The organism is Roseovarius salinarum (assembly GCF_002834145.1).
In the GTDB taxonomy this organism is placed as follows: domain Bacteria; phylum Pseudomonadota; class Alphaproteobacteria; order Rhodobacterales; family Rhodobacteraceae; genus Roseovarius; species Roseovarius salinarum.
Genome location: NZ_PHNT01000001.1, coordinates 42517 through 65313 on the forward strand (window position 1 = coordinate 42517; position 22797 = coordinate 65313).

At 69.3% G+C, this 22797-nt stretch carries 19 protein-coding genes and 1 riboswitch; of the genes, 4 read left to right on the forward strand and 15 right to left on the reverse strand.

Translation table 11 applies throughout. From position 1 onward, the window contains the following. The first annotated feature begins 70 nt into the window (after positions 1-70). On the forward strand, positions 71-1021 hold the full coding sequence (locus CEF10_RS00230; RefSeq protein WP_101065367.1) for a DMT family transporter: 951 nt from the start codon (positions 71-73) through the stop codon (positions 1019-1021). A gap of 15 nt (positions 1022-1036) precedes the next feature. Here the strand turns inward: CEF10_RS00230 and glmM are convergent, their stop codons facing one another. From glmM to CEF10_RS00270, 8 genes are all read right to left on the reverse strand, one after another. After that, on the reverse strand, positions 1037-2389 hold the full coding sequence (glmM, locus tag CEF10_RS00235; protein ID WP_101065368.1) for a phosphoglucosamine mutase: 1353 nt from the start codon (positions 2387-2389) through the stop codon (positions 1037-1039). Further along, positions 2386-3399 (reverse strand): dihydropteroate synthase, encoded by a 1014-nt coding sequence (folP, locus tag CEF10_RS00240; RefSeq protein ID WP_101065369.1) that lies wholly within the window; start codon positions 3397-3399, stop codon positions 2386-2388. The genes glmM and folP overlap by 4 nt, the downstream gene beginning before the upstream one ends. Positions 3400-3439: 40 nt before the next feature. After that, positions 3440-4366: a dihydroneopterin aldolase gene (locus tag CEF10_RS00245; RefSeq protein WP_101065370.1), complete on the reverse strand. Its 927-nt coding sequence runs from the start codon at positions 4364-4366 to the stop codon at positions 3440-3442. A gap of 189 nt (positions 4367-4555) precedes the next feature. Beyond that, a complete protein-coding gene (locus CEF10_RS00250) occupies positions 4556-5164 on the reverse strand; it encodes a cell wall hydrolase (protein ID WP_232796349.1) in 609 nt (202 codons plus the stop codon). Between the two features lie 167 nt (positions 5165-5331). After that, a complete protein-coding gene (gene ppdK, locus CEF10_RS00255; protein WP_198586115.1) occupies positions 5332-7905 on the reverse strand; it encodes a pyruvate, phosphate dikinase in 2574 nt (857 codons plus the stop codon). Positions 7906-8016: 111 nt separating this feature from the next. After that, positions 8017-10272: a glycine--tRNA ligase subunit beta gene (gene glyS, locus CEF10_RS00260; RefSeq protein ID WP_101065372.1), complete on the reverse strand. Its 2256-nt coding sequence runs from the start codon at positions 10270-10272 to the stop codon at positions 8017-8019. A gap of 2 nt (positions 10273-10274) precedes the next feature. Then, positions 10275-10805 (reverse strand): DUF6446 family protein, encoded by a 531-nt coding sequence (locus CEF10_RS00265; protein ID WP_232796350.1) that lies wholly within the window; start codon positions 10803-10805, stop codon positions 10275-10277. After that, positions 10802-11731, reverse strand: coding sequence for a glycine--tRNA ligase subunit alpha (locus CEF10_RS00270; RefSeq protein WP_101065373.1), 930 nt, complete (start codon positions 11729-11731; stop codon positions 10802-10804). Before CEF10_RS00270 ends, CEF10_RS00265 begins: the two co-directional genes overlap by 4 nt. A gap of 162 nt (positions 11732-11893) precedes the next feature. Here CEF10_RS00270 and CEF10_RS00275 point away from each other — a divergent pair, with 162 nt between their 5' ends. After that, a complete protein-coding gene (locus tag CEF10_RS00275) occupies positions 11894-13750 on the forward strand; it encodes a serine protease (RefSeq protein ID WP_101065374.1) in 1857 nt (618 codons plus the stop codon). 33 nt (positions 13751-13783) lie between these two features. Here the strand turns inward: CEF10_RS00275 and CEF10_RS00280 are convergent, their stop codons facing one another. The 7 genes from CEF10_RS00280 to metZ form a co-directional block, all read right to left on the reverse strand. Continuing rightward, a complete protein-coding gene (locus tag CEF10_RS00280; protein WP_101065375.1) occupies positions 13784-15382 on the reverse strand; it encodes a 5-guanidino-2-oxopentanoate decarboxylase in 1599 nt (532 codons plus the stop codon). Continuing rightward, positions 15382-16830, reverse strand: coding sequence for a TrkH family potassium uptake protein (locus CEF10_RS00285; protein WP_101065376.1), 1449 nt, complete (start codon positions 16828-16830; stop codon positions 15382-15384). The genes CEF10_RS00280 and CEF10_RS00285 overlap by 1 nt, the downstream gene beginning before the upstream one ends. A 54-nt stretch (positions 16831-16884) precedes the next feature. Continuing rightward, positions 16885-17109 carry a hypothetical protein gene (locus CEF10_RS00290; RefSeq protein WP_101065377.1) on the reverse strand — a complete coding sequence of 75 codons (225 nt, stop codon included), beginning with the start codon at positions 17107-17109 and terminating at the stop codon, positions 16885-16887. Positions 17110-17270: 161 nt separating this feature from the next. Beyond that, positions 17271-17498: a hypothetical protein gene (locus CEF10_RS00295; protein ID WP_101065378.1), complete on the reverse strand. Its 228-nt coding sequence runs from the start codon at positions 17496-17498 to the stop codon at positions 17271-17273. 125 nt (positions 17499-17623) lie between these two features. After that, on the reverse strand, positions 17624-18268 hold the full coding sequence (locus tag CEF10_RS00300) for a hypothetical protein (protein ID WP_157932918.1): 645 nt from the start codon (positions 18266-18268) through the stop codon (positions 17624-17626). A gap of 168 nt (positions 18269-18436) precedes the next feature. Continuing rightward, positions 18437-19537 (reverse strand): GTP cyclohydrolase FolE2, encoded by a 1101-nt coding sequence (gene folE2 / locus CEF10_RS00305; RefSeq protein WP_101065380.1) that lies wholly within the window; start codon positions 19535-19537, stop codon positions 18437-18439. A 98-nt stretch (positions 19538-19635) separates the two neighbouring features. After that, positions 19636-20832: an O-succinylhomoserine sulfhydrylase gene (gene metZ, locus CEF10_RS00310; RefSeq protein WP_101065381.1), complete on the reverse strand. Its 1197-nt coding sequence runs from the start codon at positions 20830-20832 to the stop codon at positions 19636-19638. Positions 20833-20892: 60 nt separating this feature from the next. Further along, positions 20893-20971, reverse strand: a riboswitch (SAM riboswitch). Between the two features lie 116 nt (positions 20972-21087). Here metZ and CEF10_RS00315 point away from each other — a divergent pair. Beyond that, the gene (locus tag CEF10_RS00315; RefSeq protein ID WP_101065382.1) at positions 21088-22029 is read left to right on the forward strand and encodes an alpha/beta hydrolase; all 942 of its coding nucleotides are present in this window, start codon (positions 21088-21090) and stop codon (positions 22027-22029) included. Between the two features lie 30 nt (positions 22030-22059). Further along, positions 22060-22767, forward strand: coding sequence for a glutathione S-transferase N-terminal domain-containing protein (locus CEF10_RS00320; protein WP_101065383.1), 708 nt, complete (start codon positions 22060-22062; stop codon positions 22765-22767). Positions 22768-22797: the final 30 nt, after the last annotated feature.

Consider the following 22797-nt stretch of genomic DNA (forward strand, 5'->3'; position numbering starts at 1 on the left):
TCGCAGGGCGGGCGCGGCCGGGCAACGGCGGTGCCCGTCCGGTTGAATGTGCACGAGACGGGTGGCAGCGATGACGAGCGCCCAGACATCTGTGGGCCCCGCAGCGCCGGGGCTTGCCGACTGGCTGTTGATCATGACGCTGGGGCTGCTCTGGGGCGCGTCCTTCATGGGCGCCAAGGTGGCGCTGGCCGATTTCGGGCCGCTGGTGCTGGCGGCGGGGCGGATCACGCTGGCCGCCGCGGTGCTGCTGGCGGCTATCCTGCTCACCGGCCGGCGCCTGCCGGGGCTGCGCGGCGGGCACGACCGGCGCGTCTGGCTGTTCTGTCTCGGCATGGGGGTGTTTTCCAACGCGCTGCCCTTCTTCCTGCTCAACTGGGCGCAACAGAGCGTCGCCTCGGCCTTCGCCGGCATGACGATGGCCAGCGTGCCGCTTTTCGTGCTGCCGCTGGCGCATCTCTTCGTGCCCGGCGAGCGGATCGGGCCGATCAAGCTCGTCGGCTTCTTCACCGGGTTCCTGGGCGTGATCCTTCTGATCGGGCCCGACGAGTTGATGAAGCTGGATGCCGGTGGCTGGCGGCTGACGCTGGCACGACTGGCATGCGTTGGGGCGGCCTGCTGCTATGCCACCGGGTCGATCATCACGCGCCGCGCCCCGCCAGTCGACCGGCTGGTCTTCGGCGCCGGGGCGCTGCTGTGCGCCACGGTGGTGATCGCGCCCGTGGCGCTGTGGCTGGAGGACTGGCCGGAGCGGGTGACGCTGATCCCAGCCCTCGGCTTTCTCTATCTCGGGCTCGGGCCCACGGCGCTGGCGACGCTGATCCTCGTGCGCGTGATCCGAAGCGCGGGGCCCAGCTTCCTGAGCCTGACCAATTACGTCGTGCCGCTTTGGTCGATCGGGCTGGGCACCGTGTTTCTGGGCGAAACGCTGCCGCCGCTGTTTTTCGCGGGCTTCGCGCTTATCATGGCCGGGCTTGCGCTGAGCCAGGCGCAGGCGCTGCGCCGTCTGGTCGCCCGGGCGTGAAACGGGCGCGGTGGTTCACCGCGTCACGGCGCGCTCCACCGCCTCGACCACACGCTCCACGGCGCGGGTGAGCCGTGGTTCATCCTCGCATTCCGCCATCACGCGGATCAGCGGCTCGGTCCCCGACTTGCGGATCAGCAGCCGGCCGCAGCCCTGAAGCTCCGCCTCGGTCTCGGCGATGGCGCGTTGCACCGCCTCGACCTCGAGCGGCAACTGCCCACGCGAGAACCGCACGTTGCGCAGAAGCTGCGGCACCGGCTCGAACGACCGCGCCAGCGCGCTGGCCGGCTGCCCGGTGCGCACCATCTCGGCCAGGAACTGAAGCGCGGCCATCAGCCCGTCGCCGGTGGTGGCGTGATCTGTCATCACGATGTGGCCGGACTGTTCGCCGCCAAGGTTGAACCCGCCCGCGCGCATCCGTTCCACGACGTAACGGTCGCCGACGCCGGTCCGTTCCAGCCGCAGGCCGCGTGCACCGAGATAGCGTTCGAGCCCCAGGTTCGACATCACCGTGGCCACCAGCGCGCCGCCGGCCAGCCGGCCCTCGGCCGCCCAGCGATCGGCCAGCAGCGCCATGATCTGATCCCCGTCGGCAACGGTGCCGGTCTCGTCGATCAGCACCACGCGGTCGGCGTCACCGTCAAGGCAGATCCCGAGATCGGCACCGTGCGCCACCACCGTTTCGGCGGCCACGCGCGGCTTGGTGGAGCCACACTCGGCGTTGATGTTGTAGCCGTCGGGCGCCACGCCCACCGGGATCACCTCGGCCCCCAACTCCCACAGCACCTCGGGCGCCGCGCGGTAGGCCGCGCCGTTGGCGCAATCCACGACCACCTTGATGCCGTCGAGCCGCATGGCCCGCGGGAAGGTCGTTTTCACCCGCTCGTTGTAGCGGAACCGCCCATCGTCGATGCGCTTGGCCCGCCCGATCTCGCCCGCCGGGGCCGGGTCGACACCGGCCTCGATCAACCGCTCGATCTCGGCCTCCGCGGCATCCGACAGCTTGAACCCGTCAGGGCCGAAGAACTTGATACCGTTGTCCTCGGCCGGGTTGTGGCTGGCCGAGATCATCACGCCGAGGTCCGCGCGCATCGAGGGCGTCAGAAGCCCCACCGCGGGCGTGGGCACCGGCCCCAGCAGCAGCACGTTCATGCCCGTCGAGGTCAGCCCGGCGGTCAGCGCGGTCTCGAACATGTAGCCCGACAGCCGCGTGTCCTTGCCGATCACCACGCGGTGCACCGCGGTTTCGCTGTCGCGCCGGAAATAGCGGCCCACCGCCGCCCCGATGCGCAGGGCCGTCTCGGCGGTCAGGGGTGCAGTGTTGGCGGTGCCACGCACGCCGTCCGTGCCGAACAGACTTCGGGTCATGGCGAGTCTCCCGTTGTGGCCGCCTGCCAAAGTGCCAGAGCCGAGCGCGTGGCGGCCACGTCGTGCACGCGCAGCATCTGTACCCCCTGTGCCACCCCGGCCAGCGCGACCGCGACCGAGCCCGGAACGCGTTCGGGCGAGGTAGGCGCGCGGCCGATGTCGCCGATGAACCGCTTGCGCGACGCGCCCAGCAGCACCGGGCAGCCCAGACCGTGGAACAGCGACAGCCGCGCCAGAAGCGCGAGGTTGTGCGACTGCGTCTTGCCGAAGCCGATGCCGGGGTCCACCAGGATCGCGTCGCGCGGGATGCCCGCGGCCTCCAGCGCGGCGACCCGCCCGGAAAGGAAATCATAAACGTCCAGCAGCACGTCGTCGTAACTCGGGTTGTCCTGCATGGTCTGCGGATCGCCCTGGGCATGCATCGCGCACACGGGCAACCGTTCCTCCGCGCAGAAAGGCGCGAGGCCGTCGTCGAAGGTGAAGGCCGACACGTCATTGACCAGCGCCGCGCCGGCGTCACGGGCCGCGCGCGCCACCGCCGTCTTGCGCGTGTCAATCGAAATGGGCGCCCCGAGGTCCTTTGCGACTGCAGCGATCACGGGAACGGCGCGGTCGATCTCCCGCGATGCCGGGATCTCGGTGGCGCCGGGGCGTGTGGATTCGCCCCCCACGTCGATCATGTCCGCACCCGCGGCCGTCATGGACAGCGCATGCGCCACGGCCCGGTCGAAGGTGGCGTGCTCGCCACCGTCCGAGAAACTGTCGGGCGTCACGTTCAGGATGCCCATCAGCCGCGGCGCGGCGAACCCGAGCCCGGCGATCGGGGCGCGCGGGCGCGTCAGGGTTTCGCGCACCTCGGGCGCAAGGTCATCTGCCGCGATCACCTCGGGCGCCGCGCCGCGGCGCAGCACCTCGGCCTGCGCGAACCAGCACCAGCCGCCGGCCAGCGTGTGCGCGCCCTTCGGGCGGGCCGGATCAATGCGCGGGATGGGCCGGAAATAGTCCGTCATGGCCGGTGAATGCGACAAGACCGCGGAATTGGCAAGCGCCTCAGAGCCCCGAGCGCGCGATGTCCTGCACCAGCACGGGCACCGGTGCGGCGCTTGGCGGGTTTTCGCCGATCAGCAGGAAATCCGACGCCTCCAGGTGCCCGGCGAGCCATGCCGCCAGTTCGTTGGGCGCAGCCTCCGGCGCGGGCCCGTCCACGGCGTCGAGCACGATCTTGGAGGGGGCCCAGACGCTGATCTGGCCGTTCTTCATCGCCCAGTCGAGCTCGGTGCGGGTGTCGACCACGACGCAACGCGCGTCGCGCGCGGCCAGCAGCCACGCGTTCTGCTCGATGGCCAGCAGGTCGATGCGGCGCTGCACCATCGGGTGGTCGCTCTCGGGCACCTCCGCCGGCGGCCGGCCCACGCAAAGCACGACGGGTTCCGCCCTTGCCTGAAGCTGGTCCAGCCAGGTGCCCAGGTTTGGCGAGGCGGCGGCGGCATTGGACAGGAACACGACGTGCGGGTGCGGCCTCTGGGCACCCTGCGGCGCGGCGGCCTGGGTGGCAAGGTCGGCGACCGAGCGGACGATCTCCACCCCCAGTGCACCGGGACCACGATCGAGTTTCTCGATGCGCACGAAGGTTCGAACCGCCTGCGGCTCGGCGAGGATGCGTTCGGCGATCCGTTCCGCAAGCGTCTCGAGGAGGTTGAGCCGTTCCTCGGCAAGCTCCGCGGTGATCGCCTCGGTCACGCGATCATACGACAGGATGCGGTCCACGTCGTCGGCCAGCGGATCGGTGATGGGCCGCACCTCCACGACGACGTTGAAACAGATCCGCTGGGTCGTGCCGCGCTCGGCCTGGAAGGCGCCGATCTCGACCTCCACGACGTGGTCGCGCACCGATATCCGGTCGAGCGGCCCGTCCGGCGCCGTCGCGTCGGCGCGCTCGGCCGGGTGCTCGAACGCGAGGCGGATTTCGTTGCTCATCCGGGCGCTCCCTTGTTGCCACGCCTGTCATCATGCATATCCGGCTGCCCCTAGCACGGGACGGCGCGGCAGACCAAGGTCCGAATGCGGCACCGCCGTTGGCGCCACACGGTCATGTGGGACGAGACGAAACCGGCTTCGCCGCACGTGCGCGCGGCAAACTGTACCCCCGGTCCAGAGGGCCGAAACCTAGTTCTGTGAAATCCGCGTCGGCATGCGGTAGAAGTGATGCACGCCGATCGTCGCGGTGCGTGCGAAGCGGCGCGACCATCGCGGCGACACGCGCTTGGCGTGGTAATGCGTGGCCCCCTTGGTAAGCGACCGCGGTGCGCCATCGACCATCAGCTTGGCCACCTTTCCCGCCCGCGTGAAGGCACGCGGTTCGTTCACCACCTCGGCATGGCCATCGCAGGTATAGGTGAACTGGCAGGCGTATTTCCGGCCCGTGCCCTGGTTGACCACGCCACAGACGGAATCGGGAAACTCCGCGCTGTCCACGCGGTTCATGACGACCTCGGCCACGGCGAACTGGCCCTTCACGCTTTCGCCGCGCGCCTCGAAGTACAGCGCCTCGGCCAGGCAACGCCACTGCTCGCCGCCCTCCGCTTCGGGCTGGGCGTCGATCCACGCCCGGGAATAGCGCATCCCGGTCGAGGGACGCTCGAGGTAGCTGACCAGCGCATTGCCACCCAGCCCGTCCAGCGCGGCGCGCTCGCGTTCGATGAGTTGAGAAAGCGGCGTTTCTGCCGAGGCCGTTCCGGCAAACATCACGGCCAGCGCAAAGGCGATGCGTTTCATCTCTGTCCCTCCAGGTGGCGCGGCGGCCCTTCAGGCCGACCGGCGGCAGATACCGACTATATCACAACCTGTCCACCCTGGCACCCGGGCGCCCGGCGGGCGCCGGCAACGAACGAAAGGCGCACCGTCCGCAGCTTTCAAGAAAGTTTCACAAAACGTGGCGCCGGCTAGGAAATCTTGTCGGCGACCGCCAGCTGTGCGGCAGCGAGTCGCGCCACCGGCACCCGGAACGGCGAGCACGAGACGTAGTCGAAACCGGCAGCGCGGCAGAAGGCGATTGATTCGGGGTTGCCGCCGTGCTCGCCGCAGATGGAAAGAACCAGTTCGGGGCACGCCGAGCGGCCCCGTTCGGCACCGATGGTCAGAAGCTCGCCCACGCCCTCGGTGTCGAGCGTGTGAAAGGGATCCTCGGGGTAGACGCCCTGCTGGACGTAATCGGACATGAAGCGGCCGGCATCGTCACGCGAGAGCCCGTAGGTCATCTGCGTCAGGTCATTCGTGCCGAAGCTCAGGAACGAGACCTGCGGCGCGATGTCTGCGGCGCGCAGCGCGGCGCGCGGCGTTTCCACCATGACGCCCAGCCGAAAGGCGAAGTCGGTCCCCGTCTCGGACCGAACCGCGGCCGCGACGGCATCGATCCGCGCCTTCACCAGCGCCACCTCGCGGCGCGCGGAGACCAGCGGGATCATGATCTCGGGCACCACCGGGTCACCCTCCCGGCTGGCCTCGATCGTCGCCTCGAAGATCGCCCGCGCCTGCATCTCGTAGATTTCCGGCACGGTGACGCCCAGCCGCACGCCGCGCATCCCGAGCATGGGGTTGTATTCGCCCAGCGCCTCGACCCGCCGCGTGACCTCCGAGACGGGTATGTCCAGCGACTCGGCCAGCTCGCGGTGTCCCGCCCGGTCGGTGGGCAGGAATTCGTGCAGCGGCGGGTCGAACAGCCGGATGCACACAGGCTGGCCCTGCATGATGCGGAACAGGTCGGTGAAATCCCCGCGCTGCATCGGCAGCAGGATTTCCAATGCCGCCGCACGGTCCTCGCTGGTGTCGGCGAAGATCATCTCGCGCATGGCCGTCAGGCGATCGGTTTCGAAGAACATGTGCTCGGTCCGGCACAACCCTATGCCCTGCGCGCGGAACTTGCGGGCGACCTCGGCGTCGGCGGGCGTGTCGGCGTTGGCGCGCACGGCGATGTCGCGCACCGCGTCGGCCCAGCCCATGAGCGTCTGGAACGACGTGTCGCGCGCGGGTTCCAGCAGGGGCGCGCGCCCGGCCAGCACGTCGCCGTGGGTGCCGTCGACGGTGATCACGTCACCTTCCCTGAACACGCGGCCGTCGGGGGCGCGCAGCTGTTTCTTGCGCGTCTGGAACCGGATCTCGGAGGCGCCGACAACACAGGGCAGCCCCATGCCGCGGCCGATCACGGCGGCATGGCTGGTCATGCCGCCGCGTTCGGTCAGCACGGCCACGGCGGCATGCATGCCGCGGATGTCCTCGGGCGAGGTTTCGCGCCGAACCAGGATGCATGCCTCGTCACGCGCGGCACAGGCCTGGGCGGCGGCGGCGGTGAACACGATGCGCCCCGTGGCCGCGCCGGGGCTGGCGGCCACACCGCGGCCGAGCACGTCGCGCGGCGCCTCCGGGTCGACCTGGCGGTGCAGCAGTTCGTTGAGCGCGCGCGGCTCCACCCGCATCAGCGCCTCTTGGCGCGAGATGATGCCATCCTCGGCCAGCTTCACGGCGATCGCCACCGCCGCGCGGGCGGTGCGCGCCACGCGCACCCCGTCAAGCAGGTAGACCTTGCCGTTCTCGATGGTGAATTCGGCCTGCATCTCCTCGCGCAGCTTCTCGCGCATGAGCGCGGTGTAGCGCTCGAGATCGGCAAACGCCTCCGGTGCGAGCTCCTCGAGCGACGGCCCGCGCGGATCGCGTTCGAGGTAAAGCGCGTCGGCGCCCCCGGTCAGCGCCTCGCGCCCCTGGCTCTGGCTGAGGTAGCGGCCGGTGATCTGGCGCGCGCCGGTCTGGCTGTCCACCAGCTGGATCACGCCGGAGCCGCATTCGCCCTGCCCCAGCCCCAGCGCCATTTCCTGCACAACCAGGCCCAGCCCCGCGTCCGCGGGCGCCCCCTTGGCCTGCCGCAGCAGGCGGGCGGTGGTGCCTTCCCATGCCCGGGCCATGGACCGCAAAACCTCGGCCAGCTGCACGGCCGGATCCTGCGGGAACGGCTCCTCCGTCTCTTCCTCGTAGACATGCAATATCGCGCCAAGGCTCTCGGCGGGATCGTCGGTGCAGGCGTCGTCGAACGCGTCGGCGTCAAGCCGCGCGACATGCACGGCATAAGCCTGCACGAAGCGGCGATAGAGCGCGGCCGCCGCCGGCTTGCCGATGCGGTCGCACAGCTCGACGTAATGTGCGTCGTTCATGCCGATGTTGAGCACCGCGCCCGGCCCACCCCAGTCGGGGTCTTCCGACGACGGGCGCACGCACAGCAACGGCGACTGTCCGAACGGCGCCAGGAGCCCGGCCATGTCCGGCATCTCGCCGCCCGCGATCGCGTGGACGGCATCGAAGGACAGCGCCACCGTGGACGGTACCGGCAGATCCAGCCGCACCAGACGCTGAAGGCACTTCGCCCGCCCGCCGTGCGTGTCGGCGGCAATCGGCGCATCAGGGGTGATCGGCGTGATATCGGGATCGCTTTGCTGCACTGCGGCGTCCTTCTTTCGTGGCCGCAGCATACGCCGCGTGCGGCGCATGGCAAGGGCAACCGCGCCGCGCCGTGGCCCGTGGGCGACGCCCTGGGCCGGCGACGAACGCGGCGCCGCCCGGCCAAAGGCCGCCGGCGCGCCCTAGCCTTCCAGCCGGCGCAGGTCGGCGGCCTGCAGGCAGATGCGCCGGATCCGGCTGAGCAGGTTGAGCCGGTTGCGCCGCACCACCTGGTTGTCGGTGTTGACCTGAACGGTGTCGAAGAAGGCGTCGATCGGCCCGCGCAGCGCGGCCATCGCGGCCATCGCGCGGGCGAAATCCTCCTGCCCGATGGCCTCGGCGATCGTAACCTCGCCGGTTTCCAGCGCCGCGAACAGGTCACGCTCCACCTCGGTCTCGAAGAAGCGTTCCTCGGCGCCCATGGAGTATTCCACGCCGTCGGCCTCCTCGGCCTGGGTGAGGATGCGGTCGACGCGCTTGAACCCCTGCACGAGGTTCTCGCCGTCGTCGGTTTCCAGCACCTCGGCCAACGCGCGGGCGCGGGAGACGACCAGCGTCAGGTCGTCGCCGCCATCGGTGGCAAGGCAAGCATCGATCACGTCGTGGCGCAGCCCTTCCTCGCGCAGCGCCACCTTGAGACGGTCGTGGATGAACACCAGCAAATCGGTGGATATGTCGGGCACGGCGTCGCCCACCGTGCGCAGCAGACTTCCGTCGCCGGTGTCGGGCGCACCATCGCGGTGGGCCAAGCGTTCGCACACGGCGCGGAAGGCTGCACCGAAGACGCCGTATTCACGGAGTTCGCCCAGGATTTCCTCGAGCGTGTCAATCTCGCCGTCGCGCGCGGTCTCGCGGTTGAGCGCGATCTTGTGGCGCAGGATCTGGCGATCGAGGAGTTGGTCGAGCCTGAGACGGTGCCCCCCCTCCACGATGATGCGGATCACGCCAAGGGCGGCACGGCGCAACGCGAAGGGGTCTTTCGATCCGGTGGGCTTCTCGCCGATCACCCAGAACCCGGCCAGCATGTCGAGCTTGTCGGCCAGCGCCACGGCCACCGATACGGGCGCGCGCGGCACCGCGTCGTTCGGACCAAGCGGGGCGTAATGCTCCTCGCAGGCGGTCGCGACCTCATCGGGCAGGTCGGCGGCGGCGGCGTAGTAGCGGCCCATCGTGCCCTGAAGCTCGGGGAACTCGCCGACCATCTCGGATTCAAGGTCGGCCTTGGCCACCCGCGCGGCGGAGTCGGCCAGCTCGGCGTCGGCACCCACACGCTGCGCCACGTCGGCGGCCAGCGCGCGGATCCGGGCGATGCGTGCCGCCTGGCTGCCGAGCTGGCGTTCGAAGGTGACGTTTTGCAATTGTGTCAGCCAGTCGTCCATGCCCGCGCGTGCGACGGTCAGGTCGTTGTCCCAGAAGAACTTTGCGTCGGCCAGCCGCGCGGCCAGCACCTTCCGGTTGCCGGCGAGGATCGTCGCGCCGTCGTCGGCGGTCTCGCGGTTGGCGACGGTGACGAAGCGCTCGATCCGGCCCGATTTCGGATTGCGCACCGAGAAGAACTTCTGGTGTTCCTTCATCGAGGTCTGCAGCACCTCGGGCGGAAGCTCGAGGAAATCCGCGCCGATCCCGCCCATCAGCGCCACCGGCCACTCCACGAGCCCGGCGACCTCGGCCAGAAGGCCCGGGTCCTCCACCAGCTCCAGCCCGGAGGCGAAGGCGAGGTTGCCCGCCTCCTGGCGGATGTGGTCGGCGCGCTCCTGCGCGTCCAGCAGCACGTGATCGCGCCGCAATTTCGCGCGATAGTCGTCGAAGCAGGTGACGGCGAACCGCCCCGCCCCCATGAACCGGTGCCCGCAGGTCGTGTCGCCCGCGCGGATGCCGTCGATCTCGAAATCGACCGTGCGCGCCTCGCCGGCGTCGTCGGTCAGGATGCACAGGATCGAATGCAGCGGCCGCACCCAGCGCAGGCTGCCCGCTCCCCAGCGCATCGACTTGGGCCAGGGGAAATTGCGGATCACCTCGCCCAGCACCTCGGCCACGATGGCATCGGCGGGCCGGCCGGGATGGGTGACCCGGGCGATGTAGACCTTTCCCTTCTTGTCCTCGCCAACCTCGAGATCCTCGCGCGCCACACCGGCGCCGCGCAGGAAGCCCTCGATCGCCTTGTCGGGCGCGTCCACCCGCGGGCCGCGGCGTTCCTCGGTCACCGTCGGGCTTTCGGCCAGCAGCCCCTGCACCGTCAGCGCCAGCCGCCGCGGGGTCGAGAACGCCTCGGCGCCGGCATAGGTCAACCCGGCCTCGACCAGCCCGTCGGTCATGCGGGTCTTGAGATCCTCGGCGGCGCGTCTCTGCATGCGCGCGGGGATTTCCTCGGAAAACAGTTCGATGAGAAGATCGGGCATGCCTACTGGTATCCTTCGGGTGGTTCGGGGCAGTCGGCGGGGGCGGGCCGGCCGTCGAAGACCACCTCGCCGCAGCGGTTGATCTGGTGCCAGACGTAGCCGCGTCCCTCCCGCGTGACGGCAACGACCCGGTCGATGCCGTAACGCAGGTTCTTGTGGCCCAGGAAGGCCCGCGCGCGCCCCTCCTCGAGCGCGGCGCCGAGGGCCTCGGCGTCGAAGCACTCGAACCAGCTTGGCGCAACCAGCGGCTCGGCCTCCGGGTACGGCTCAAAGGTCTGCGACAGCATTGCCGGGCGTGCCTGCGTGGTGAAGCAGGCGCGGTAGCGGATGGGCGAGCTTGCCGCGTCGATGGCGCGGAAACCCTCGTGCGCCAGCGGCTCGGGCTCACCGGTCTCGAGGGAAGTCAGCTGGACGTCCTGCGCACCCGTCGGCTCGACCGTCTCGTAGAAATGATAGACCTGAAGGTAATACATGCCGCCGCCCGCCAGAAGCGCCGTCACCAGGATGATGATGCCAATGATCTTGCCGGTCACCCCGCGTGCCCCCCGGCGGCGGTCTGCACGAAGGCGTCCGCGCACTTGCGCGCCAGCGCGCGCACGCGGCCGATGTAGGCCTGCCGCTCGGTGGGCGAGATCACGCCGCGCGCGTCCAGAAGGTTGAAGATGTGGCTGGCCTTGATGCACTGGTCATAGGCGGGATGCGCCATGACGATGCGCTGGCCGGTCCTGGGGTCCTCGTGCGGGTGCGACAGGATCGCCTCGCACTCGGTCTCGGCGTCCTCGAAGTGCCGCAGCAGCATCTCGGTTTCTGCCACGTCGAAGTTGAAGCGCGAATACTCCTGCTCGGTCTGGCGAAAGACGTCGGCATAGGACAGCGCGATCGGAGCGTCGGGGTCGTTGTAGGGCATCTCCATCACGTGATCGATGCCCAGCACGTACATCGCCAGCCGCTCGATCCCGTATGTCAGCTCGCCCGAGACCGGCTTGCAATCGTGCCCGCCGACCTGCTGGAAGTAGGTGAACTGCGACACCTCCATGCCGTCGCACCACACCTCCCAGCCGAGCCCCCAGGCGCCCAGGGTGGGGCTTTCCCAGTCGTCCTCGACGAAGCGGATGTCGTGCAGCGCCATGTCGATGCCGATGGCCTCGAGACTTCCGAGGTAAAGCTCCTGCAGGTCCGTCGGGCTGGGTTTGATCAGCACCTGGAACTGGTAGTAGTGCTGCAGCCGGTTGGGGTTCTCGCCATAGCGCCCGTCGGTGGGCCGGCGCGACGGCTGGACGTAGGCCGCCGCCCAGGGCTGCGTGCCAAGGCTGCGCAGCGTGGTCGCCGGGTGGAAGGTGCCCGCGCCCACCTCCATGTCATAGGGCTGCATGATCGCGCAGCCCTTCGCCGCCCAATAGTCCTGAAGCCGCAGGATGACCTCCTGGAAACTGCGCGGTTTGCCCGGATTTTCCGCCATTGTCGCTCTCCGCCGCCGGCTGCTGTTTCGCCCGCACGACATACGGTGACGCCCCGGCGGGGTCAATCAACCGCGACGTCATATTTTTTCTATGCAGGCCGGGGTGGTGCGGGTAAGGATGTCGAAACATAACCCGGAAACGCACGATAACGGCATAACGCGATGAAACGGATTTTTCTGGCTTTTTCCCTTGCAGTCACGACCGCCCTGGGGGCCGCGCCCGGCCCCGCCCTTGCGCAGCAGCGGGCCGCTGCCGACGAACTGGTCTGGATCCAGATCGAATCCCAGCCGAGCCTGGGCGCGGCACAGGCCGCGCTGCGGCGCCTGTCGGCACGGATGGAAAACGTGGCGGGCTTCACGGCGGGCGGCGGATGGTACGCCGTGGCGCTTGGCCCCTACCGGGCGGACACGGCGCGGCAGGTCCTGCGCGACTATACCGCGAGGGGGTTGATCGCCCGCGACAGCTTCATCGCGCAGAACGCCCAGTTCGGACGCCAGATCTGGCCGGTGGGTGCCGAGACCCTGCAACGGGCGCGCGCGCAGAACGCAGATGCCGCCGCGGCGCAAGCGGCCGCTGGGCAAGTGCAGCCCGAGGCCCAGGTACAACCCGAGGCGTCACAGTCCGACGCGCAAGACGCGTCCGGCAATGACGCACAGGTCGTCGCGCAGGCCCAGACCTCGTTCAACGAACTGCCGCAGGAAACCCGGCGCGAAGCCCGGCAAAGCGAATACCGGCTGAGCCGGCAGGAAAAGATGGACCTTCAGATCGCGCTGAAATGGGCGGGCCACTACAAGGGCCGCATTGATGCCGCCTTCGGCCCGGGGACGCGCGGCGCGATGGCGAACTGGCAACGCGAGAATGGCTACGAGCCGACCTCGGTGCTGACCACGCGGCAGCGCGCCGAGCTTCTGGCGCAATACAATGCCGTGCTTGACGGGCTGGGCGTCGAGATGGTCCGCGACGAAAACGCCGGCATCGAGATGAAGATGCCCACCGAGGTCGTGGCCTTCTACCAGTACCAGGCCCCTTTCGCCCATTACGACCCCATCGGCGAGATCGAGAACGCGCGCGTGCTGCTCATCAGCCAGGAAGGCGACCGCAACACCCTGCACGGGCTCTACGATATCATGCAGACACTCGAGATCGTCCCGGGCGAAGGACCGCGCGAGCGTGACGGCAACTCCTTCAAGCTGGTGGGCGAGAACCAGAAAATCGTTTCCCACACAGAGGCCACGCTGCGCGGCGGGCGCATCAAGGGCTTCACGCTGGTCTGGCCCGCCGGAGACGAGGACCGGCGCACCCGTCTGCTGGACGCGATGCAGGACAGCTTCACGCGTCTTGACGGTGTCCTGCCGCCGACCGCGGGCGCCGACGCGCAGCAAAGCGTCGACCTCGTCTCGGGGCTGGCGGTGCGCACGCCGATGAAGTCGCGGTCGGGTTTCTACGTCGACCGTTCGGGCACGGTGGTGACCACGGCAAGCGTCACGCGGGGCTGCGGCCGGATCACCCTTGAAGGCGAATACGAGGCCGAAGTCGCCGTGCGTGACGACGCGCTGGGTATCGCGGTCTTGCGCCCGAAAGAGCCGCTCGCGCCCATGGCCGTCGCTGCCTTTCCGCGGTCCGCGCCGCGACTGAAATCCGACGTGGCCGTCGCCGGGTATTCCTATGGCGGGATGCTGAACGCCCCCACGCTGACCTACGGCCAGCTCGCCGCCCTGCAGGGCCTTCAAGGCGAGGAGAAACTGGAACGGCTGGCCCTCGACGCGATGGACGGCGATGCCGGCGGCCCGGTCATGGACACCGGCGGCACCGTTCTGGGCATGCTGCTGCCCGAGCGCGAGAGCGACCGCACGCTGCCCGACGGCGTGAGCTTTGCCGCCGACGCGGCGGCCCTGAGGGACCTCCTCCAGGAGGCCGGCATCACCACCAGCCAGGCCAACGGGAACGGCCCCCTGGCACCGGCCGAGCTGACCGACCGGGCACGCGGCATGACCGTTCTGGTGAGCTGCTGGGAATGATCGCTTCGGGCGGCGGCGCCGCCGCCGGGGATTTCAGGCAAGCTGCCCCGGCGCCACGCGTATGAGCGTTGGCCGGTCCGCGGCGAACGCCCCGGACACCGCCGCACGCAGGGCATCGGCATCGCGCGGGGTTTCGGCGCGCGCACCGTAGGCACGCGCCAGCGCCGCGAAGTCGGGATTGTGGGCCACCACGGCGTTGGGCGCGATCTGCGCGCCCACCATGCTGTCCTCGATCTCGCCCAGCTTGGTGTTGTCCCACAGCAGGATCGGCAGCGGCAGGCCCAGCTCCACGGCCGTGCCCATCTCCTGCACGGTGTACTGGAAACCGTAGTCGCCGGCGATGGCCAGCGTCGGCCGGCCCGGCCGCGCCACCGCACCGCCGATCGCGGCCGGCAGCGCATATCCCAGCGTGCCGAAGCCGCAGGGATGGTGCCAGTGGCCCGGCCGGCTGACCGGCCAGACCTCGTTCGCGGCATAGGCGAACTGCGTCATGTCCGAGAAGATCATCGTGTCCTCGGGCACCGCCTCGGCCAGCACGTCGCAGACCGGCACGATGCCGGGGCGCTCGGTATCCACCGCCGCGCGCCAGCGCATGCGCGCCGCGGCGACCTCCTGCGCCGACCAGCCGTCGGCGGGCGCGGGAAGCGCGCGCTGCAACAGGGCTTCGGCCACGGCCGCCGCATCGGCCTGGATCGCGGTGGCGGTGCCCGGCGCCGCGGCGAGCTGCGCGGGATCGACGTCGACGCGGATCAGGGGGGCGGTGTGCCCCAGCTCGCGCCGCCACAGATCCACCTCGGCCAATTCCGTGCCGACGGCGACCACCACGTCCGCCGAGGCGATCACCCCGGCGCTGTCGGGGCGCGCAAGGTAGCTGCCGAAATCCAGCGGCGCGTCGGCACCCATGATCCCGCGGCCGGCATAGGTGGTGAAGCTGGCCGCGTTCAGCCGGCGGATGACCTGCCGCCAGGCATCCGCGCCGGCCACGGCGCCCCCGCCAAGGATGAAGAGCGGCCGCCGCGCACCCTCCAGCGCCGCGACCAGCCGATCCAGCGCCGCCGCATCCACCGGGCGGGCAGGTGCAACCGACGGCGCGGCCGGGAACGGTTGGGCCTCGGCCTGCAAGGTCCCGATGGGCACCTGCAGGTGCCGCGGCCGGGGCCGCCCGCACCGCATCTCGTCCAGGGCGCGGTCGATCAGGGCGTAGGCGGACACGGCATCGCGCGCCTCGAGGCTCCATTCGCACACGGTGGCCCCCGCGCCGACCTGGTCGCGCATCTGGTGCAACTGGCCACGCGTGGCCGCCGTCTCGTCCAGGCAAGACGAGATCGCCAGGACCGGCACGCTGTCGGAATAGGCCTGACCCAGCGGCGTCATGGTGTTGCACAGCCCCGGCCCGGTGATGACATAGGCAATGCCCGGCTTGCCGCTGGCGCGCGCGTAGCCGTCGGCCATGAAACCGGCCCCCTGTTCATGTCGCGCGAGCACGTGGGTGATGCCGGCCTCCTCGATACCGCGATACATCTCCTGGTTGTGCACGCCGGGGATGCCGAAGATCGTGTCCACCCCCCTTGCCCGCAGCAGGTGGCTGATCTGCGCGCCCAGCGGGCGGCGTTCGGCGGTTGAGGCGGTCATCAGTCCCTCCAGAAACTCACGGTGAAAATCGCGTAGACGGCCAGAAGCTCCAGCCGCCCGATCAGCATGGCCGCGGAAAGGATCCACTTGGCCGTGTCGTTGAGGGGGGCGAAATTGCCCGCCGGCCCGATCGTGTCGCCCAGGCCCGGCCCGATGTTGGCGATCGCCGCCGCCGCGCCCGACACCGACGTGGTGAAATCCAGCCCCGTCAGGCCCAGCACCACGGAGATCACGCCCAGCGTGACGATGAAGAACACGAAGAACGACATGACCGAGTTGAGCACGTCCTCGTCCACGGGCCGGCCATGGTAGCGGGGCGTGAAAACCCCGTGCGGCGCGTGGATGCGCCGCAGCTGCGCCCCGATGGACCCGAACAGGATCTGGTAGCGGAAGATCTTGATCGAGCACGACGTCGACCCCGCGCAACCGCCGATCAGCCCGGCGAAGAACAGGACCGCGACCGGGAAACTGCCCCAGAGCATGTAGTCGGCACTCGCATACCCGGTGCCGGTCAGGATCGATACGGAGTTGAACAGCACCTTGCGGAAGGTTTCCTCGCCCGGATCACCGAGCTGCGCGACCTGCCAGACGACCAGGATCGCCACCAGGGCCGCCACCGTCACGAAGAAGCCGCGCACCTGCGGATCACGCAGCAGCGGCTTGGCGGTGCCGGCCGTCATCTGCACAAGCCTGACGAAGGGCAGCGCCGCGATCATCATGAAGGCGACGGCCACGTATTCCACGCCGGCGCCCAGTTCGGCGAAGGACGTGTCGTAGTTGGCGAAACCGCCGGTGGCCACGGTCGTCATGGCATGCACCGTCGCGTCGAAGGCGCCCAGTCCGGTCATGATGTAGGCCAGCACGCAGACCAGCGTGAGACTGAGGTAGATCACCGAGATGCGGCTGGCGATCTCGGTCGCCCGCGGCAGGATCTTGCCCATGGTGTCGAACCCCTGCGCGCGGAAGATCTGCATGCCGCCCACGCGCAGTTCGGGCAGGAACACCATGGCAACGACGATGATGCCGATGCCGCCCAGCCACTGCATCAGGCCACGCCACAGCAAAAGCCCCTTGGGCAGCGCCTCGAGGCCCGAGAAAACGGTGGAGCCGGTTGTCGTGAGCCCCGACATGGCCTCGAAGAACGCATCGACGAAACGGGCCTCCGTGGCACCCAGCACGAAAGGCAGCGCCCCGAACACCGGCAGGATGACCCACACCCCCGTGGTCAGCAGGAAGGTCTGCTGAAGCGTCAGCCCCGCCCGCACCCCGTTGCGCGTGGCCAGCGCCACCAGCCCGCCGGTCAGTATGGTCAAAAGCGCGCTTTGCGCGAATACGGGCCAGTGGCCGCGCCCCTCGGCCATGTCGACCAGCATGGGCAGCAGCATGGCCAGCCCAAGCGTCATGACCATCAGGCCGACGACATAACCAACGGGACGCAGGTCGAACATGCGGCGCAGGCTTCGCCTGTCGCGCGGGGACTGTCAAGCGCCCGCGAAAGGCGCTCAGGGGTCGAGCAGATCGTCGAAGACGAAGGCCGGGATGCCGGCGCGGGTCAGCCCCATCTGCGCCAGCTCGCTGTCGGTCATGGCGTTCAGCCGCGCCACCTCGGCACCGCGCTGGCGGCGCAGGAGATAGGCGTTGACCCCCTGCCCCCGCGACGCGAAATAATGATCGAGATCGGCCTGCCAGCGGTGTTGCACGAACCGCAGCTTCATGTCGGGACGCATCTGGACCCCCCTTTGCCGGACGGGTATGGGCTCCTCCCTCGCGCCTCATGATAGCCCGAAAGACCGCCAGTGGCATGAACCGATGAACACGCGCAGATTTCGGCCGGCGAATGCTGCAATGCAGCAACACGCCGGCCGGTCAAGTGCGCGCCGCCCTGCCGTCAGGCGTAGAAGCGGTCGCGGAACACGTGATAGACGATCTCGTCGCGGCGCAGGCCCAGCGCAGCGAGTTCGGCGTCGGATTTCGCCTCGAGCGCCTCGATCGCGTCGCGGCGCGACGCCGCGCGTGCATGCGCCTCGAATGCCCGGCGCAGCGCGGCGCCCCACCCGGCGATCCGGGCGCGCAACCCGTGTGCCGGGGTGTGGATGTCAGTTGTGATGCTTGCCATTCGGAAACCTCGCTTTCGGTCAGTCTGGTTTCCTCCCTGACCCGAAAGCTAGGTAAACGTGGCTGACATGACCACCTTCAATCGGGCATGACCGGCCTGCACGTGGTGCAAACCGGCCGCCCGGGTCATTCACCGTCGGCGCTGCCCGATTTCGCATCGGGTTTGGCCGCGGCCGTTTCGCCACGCTCGGGCAGCCCCGGCGGGGCTGACGGCGAACGGCGCTGCCTGGCCCGCGTCGTCCCGGCCTGCGCGTCGGACTGTTTCGGCGACGTCGCCGCCTCTTCGGCGGGCTTGGCCGGGGCCGTCGCGGCCTGCTTGCCGGTCGCCGGTTTCGCGGCCGGCTTGCCGGGCGCAGCCTTGGGCGTCGACGACTTGGCAGCCTGCGCGGGCTTCTTGGCAGGCGCCGCCTTGGCCGTCCCGGTCGCGGCGGGTTTCGCGCTCGACTTCTTCTGTGGCGCTTGCTTCTGCGTGGCTTGCTTACGCTCGGCCGGTTTCGGCGCGGCTTTCGCCGGCGCCGGTTCGGCGGAGGCCTGCGCGGGCGCGGCGGCCACTGCGGACGCTTGCGGCTCCTTGGCCGAAGACGGGGCTTCGACCGGCTCGGTCTTGCCGGGCGCGGCGGCTGGCGGCGCGGTCCTTTTTACGCCCGGCAGCCGCTGGTCAAAGGCCATCCGGGCCATCTCGTGCGTGAGACGCAGATTGTATTCGAGCATCTGCCCCGCCAACCGCAGACCGGCGGCGGAGGCTTTCAGCGGAAAATCAACTGGTGTCATCGGGCCTCTCCCAAAGGTAACGCGAGCCGCCGCAAGGCGGCCATTTGCGCCCGATCATCGCAGATGCTGCACCGCGGCGTCAAGTGAGGCGCGGTGCTGCACCTGCGAAATCAGCAGGGATGGGCCGACACTGCCGGGTTTTGCGCCACACCCGGGGATGCCGCCGTTTCAGCCGCGATGGATCAGCGTCCCGAACAGGTTGGGATCGAGGCTGTTGGCCGAGAACGTGTCGCCTTCGGTCAGCACGCTGACGGCGTCGTGGCTGTGCAGGCTTTCCTGATGGCTGGCGATGACGCGGAAATCGCCCACCCGCGGGTCGGCCAGCAATTGCTCGCAGAACAGGCGCGCCGCGTCCTCCACGAAGATCGGGTTGGCCGCGTTGAGCTCGGCGAAGGCCTGCTCGTCCTCGCGCTTGACCATGACCTGGGTTTCGGTGGGCACGGACGTGCGCGCGAGATCCACCAGATCCTCGAACCAGAGGATCTCGCCCTGCTCCAGCTCCACCGAGAGCCGTGCGACGGACCGCTGCGAATGCGGCGTGGCCAGTTGCCCGCGTGCCTGCCGGGCGTGTTCCGCCAACTCCAGCGAGCACGGGCAGGTCGAGGAATAGACATAGTCGAGATGCATGAACTTGCGGCGCACGCCGTCATGCTCCACCAGCTCTATGGCGATGTCGTAGTACTGGAACCCCTCGAGCCCGGAGCGCAGCGACCCGAGCTTCATCGGGTAGGAAAACCGCATCTGGATACGCGCGTCGATGCTTTCGAGATCTGCGATGTAATCGTCCAGCGCGGCCTCGATCACCTCGAAGCTGAACGTCTTCTCGGCATGGCGGTAGAAGCTGCGCATGATGCGCGACATGTTGATGCCCTTCTTGCCGGCCTCCAGGCTGACCGTGCCGGTCACGCTGGTCTCGAGCGTCAGGTCCCCGTTGTCGCGCGTGTGGAAACGGATCGGCAGGCGGAAGTTGGAGATACCGACATGCTGCAACTGCTGCCGCGCGCCGCGGATCAGCGAACTGGGCCCGTTCTGCAGGTCGGGCATCGATTGCTTGTAGGCCGCGTCGGGCGTGAACTCCTGGGGATATTCCCGCGACAGAACGGGGTAATTCGCCGGTGCGCCCTCGGGCAGCAGCCGCGCGATCGCCGGGTCCAGGTCGGCCACTTCCTCGGGCGTGGCATTGGCCGCCCACTGCCGCAGACGGTCGAGCGCCTGCTTGGCGTCGTCCCGGTCCGGCGTCTCCGTCAGATCCCGCGGTTGGATGTTCATCGCTGGCTCCCTCGCGTTTGACTGCCATGCCTCATGTAACCATCGGCACGGCGCTTTTCCAATCACGTCAGACTATACGCCGCCCGCGGCGTCGTGGATCACCTCAGATCGCCGGCAGCATCCAGCGCACGGGCCACGTCGCCAACCACGTCCTCGGCATCCTCTATCCCGAGCGAGAGGCGCACAAGCCCGGGCGTGATGCCCAAGGCCACCTTCTGCGCCTCCGGCAAGCGCTGGTGCGTCGTTGTCGCCGGATGCGTGGCGATAGATTTGGCATCGCCGAGGTTGTTGGAAATCAGCACGATCTCCAGCGTGTTCAGGAAACGGAAGGCCGCCGCCTGCCCGCCCGCCAGGTCCAGCGCAACGACTGTGCCGCCGCGCCCGCCCATCTGGCGCGTGACAAGACCGTGTTGCGGGTGGCTGTCGAGACCCGGATAGACCAGACGCGCCAGCGCCGGATGCCCCTGCACCGCCAGCGCCAGCGCCAGCGCCGTGTCCGCCTGCGCGCGCACGCGCAGGTCCAGCGTCTCGAGGCCCTTGAGCAGCACCCAGGCAGTGAAGGGGGACATCGCCCCGCCGGTGTGCTTCATGTACGGTTCCACCGTGCCGCGGATCACCTCGCGCGTGCCGAGGATGACGCCGCCCAGCGTGCGCCCCTGCCCGTCGATGTGCTTGGTCGCCGAATAAACGACCAGGTCGGCGCCCAGCTCGACCGCGCGGGAAAAAACCGGCGTGGCAAAGACGTTGTCGGCCACCACCACGGCCCCCGCCGCATGGGCGATCTCGGCCACGCCGGCGATGTCGACGACTTCGAGCGTCGGGTTGGCGATGGTTTCGAAGAACACCAGACGCGTGTCGGCGCGCACGGCCGCGCGCCACTGGTCGAGGTCCGCGCCGTCCACGAAGGTCACCTCGACGCCGAAGCGGGCAAGCACCTCTTCCAGCACATAGAGGCACGATCCGAACAACGCCCGCGCCGCGACGACGTGATCGCCCGCGCGCAGCATCGACGTCAGAGCGCCGCTCACCGCCGCCATGCCGCTGGCGGTGGCGAAGGCGTCCTCGGCGCCTTCCAGCGCGGCGATCCGCTCCTCGAACATGCGGACCGTCGGGTTGCCGTAACGGGCATAGATGTATTCGTCGTCCCCCGCCTGCTGGAACCGGGCCTCGGCGGCCTCGGCACTGTCGTAGACAAACCCCTGCGTGAGGAAGATCGCCTCGCTCACCTCGCCCCACTGGCTGCGGCGCGTGCCGCCGTGCACCAGGCGCGTGCGCGTGTTCCAGTCTTTCGTCATCGCCGTCCTCCGAAGGCCCGCGGCCAACCAAAAAAACCCCAATCGCGGTCAAGCGAAAGGGGTTCCTTCATCCTGACCTCTTTAGCGGTGTTGTTTAACGTGGCCCGCAATCCGGTAACAAATCGCCACGCCCGGATGTGTAGCCCCGGGGGTGTTGCAGGTCAACACCGTCACGCGCCTTTAACTCTGGCGTCAAGAAAGCGTCGTACACTTGCCCTACCCCGTCGCCACAACATCTAGCGGGAGGCATGCGGCATGCCGGTGTTGCGGATCAACGCAGGCAAGGACGCCCTGGAAGCGCACGGGCAGCCCGGCCCGGTCGATCCGCTGCTGCGAAAGGCCCTGCGCGGCACCGGGCCGATCGTCGTCATGGTCCACGGCTACAAGTTCGCCCCCGGCCACGCCGGCGCCTGCCCCCACGACCACATCCTGTCGCTCGATCCTCCCGGCACCTGCTGGAAGGCGCTCAGCTGGCCGCGGCAACTCGGCTTCGGCACCGACCGCGGCGACGAAGGGCTGGCCATCGCCTTCGGCTGGCGCGCCCGCGGCAGCATCTGGCGCGCCTACCGCGAGGCCGAGATCGCAGGGCACGCCCTGGCCCGCCTGGTCGAGGCGCTTGGCCGGCTGGCACCGCACCGGCCGGTCCATGCGCTGGCCCATTCGCTGGGTGCCCGCGTGGTGCTCAGCGCGCTGCCGCAGCTGTCCGCCGGCCGCCTGGGCCGCGTGATCCTTCTGGCCGGCGCCGAATACAGCACCCGCGCGGCGGCGGCCCTCGACTCGCCGGCCGGGCGCGCGGCCGAGATCTTCAACGTGACCAGCCGCGAAAACGACCTTTTCGATTTCCTGCTCGAACGCCTGATCGCCCCGCCGCGCCGCGGGGACTGGGCGCTGGGCCAGCTCATGCCCGCACGGCCGAACACCCTGACGGTCCAGATGGATCATCCCGCCACGTTGCAGGCGCTGCGTGCGGCTGGGTTTGCCATCGCGCCGACGGCCGCGCGCGTCTGCCACTGGTCCGGCTACCTGCGCCCGGGTGTCTTCGACTTCTACCGCGCGCTCCTGCGCGAGCCCGCGCGCCTGCCCCTCCGGCCGCTGCGCGCCGCCCTGCCCGACCGGCCCGATCCGCGCTGGTCACGCATTCTTGCGGCCCCGGCGTTGCATCCGCCCTTGCCATCGGGGCGCAGGGCATCATCCTGACGCGCGACCGCGCGCAGACAGGAGGCCGCCGTGACCGACCCCATCGAGCTCTACTACTGGCCCACGCCCAACGGGTGGAAGATATCCATCGCGCTGGAGGAGATGGGCCTGCCCTACGAGACCCGGCTTGTGGACATCGGCGCGGGCGACCAGTTCGATCCGGCGTTCCTGAAGGTCTCTCCCAACAACCGGATGCCGGCGATCGTCGACCCGCACGGCCCCGACGGCGCACCGATCGCAATCTTCGAATCAGGCGCGATCCTGCAATACCTCGCCCGCAAGACCGGTCTGTTCCACGGCGACACCGAGCGTGCACGCATCGCGGTCGACCAGTGGCTGATGTGGCAGATGGGCGGGCTGGGGCCGATGGCCGGCCAGGCGCACCATTTCCTACAATACGCGCCCTCGCTCGATCCGCCGCAGGACCTGCCCTACGCCAAGGACCGCTACCGCGGCGAGACCGCGCGCCTCTACCGCGTGCTCGACCGCCAACTGGCCGAAAACCGGTTCGTCGCCGGCGCGGCCTTCTCGATCGCGGACATGGCGATCTGGCCCTGGGCCTCGCTGTGGGAAAAGCAGGAACAGACGCTCGACGACAAGCCACACATGGCCCGCTGGCTCGACGAGGTCGGCGCGCGCCCGGGCGTCCGAAGCGGCCGCGCGCACCACGCCGGGAAACGCGGCGACCTGACCGCCGACCGGCAGGCCCGGGAAACACTGTTCGGCAAGCCGCGCTGACGGGTTTTCATCTTGCCCGAAATACTCCCG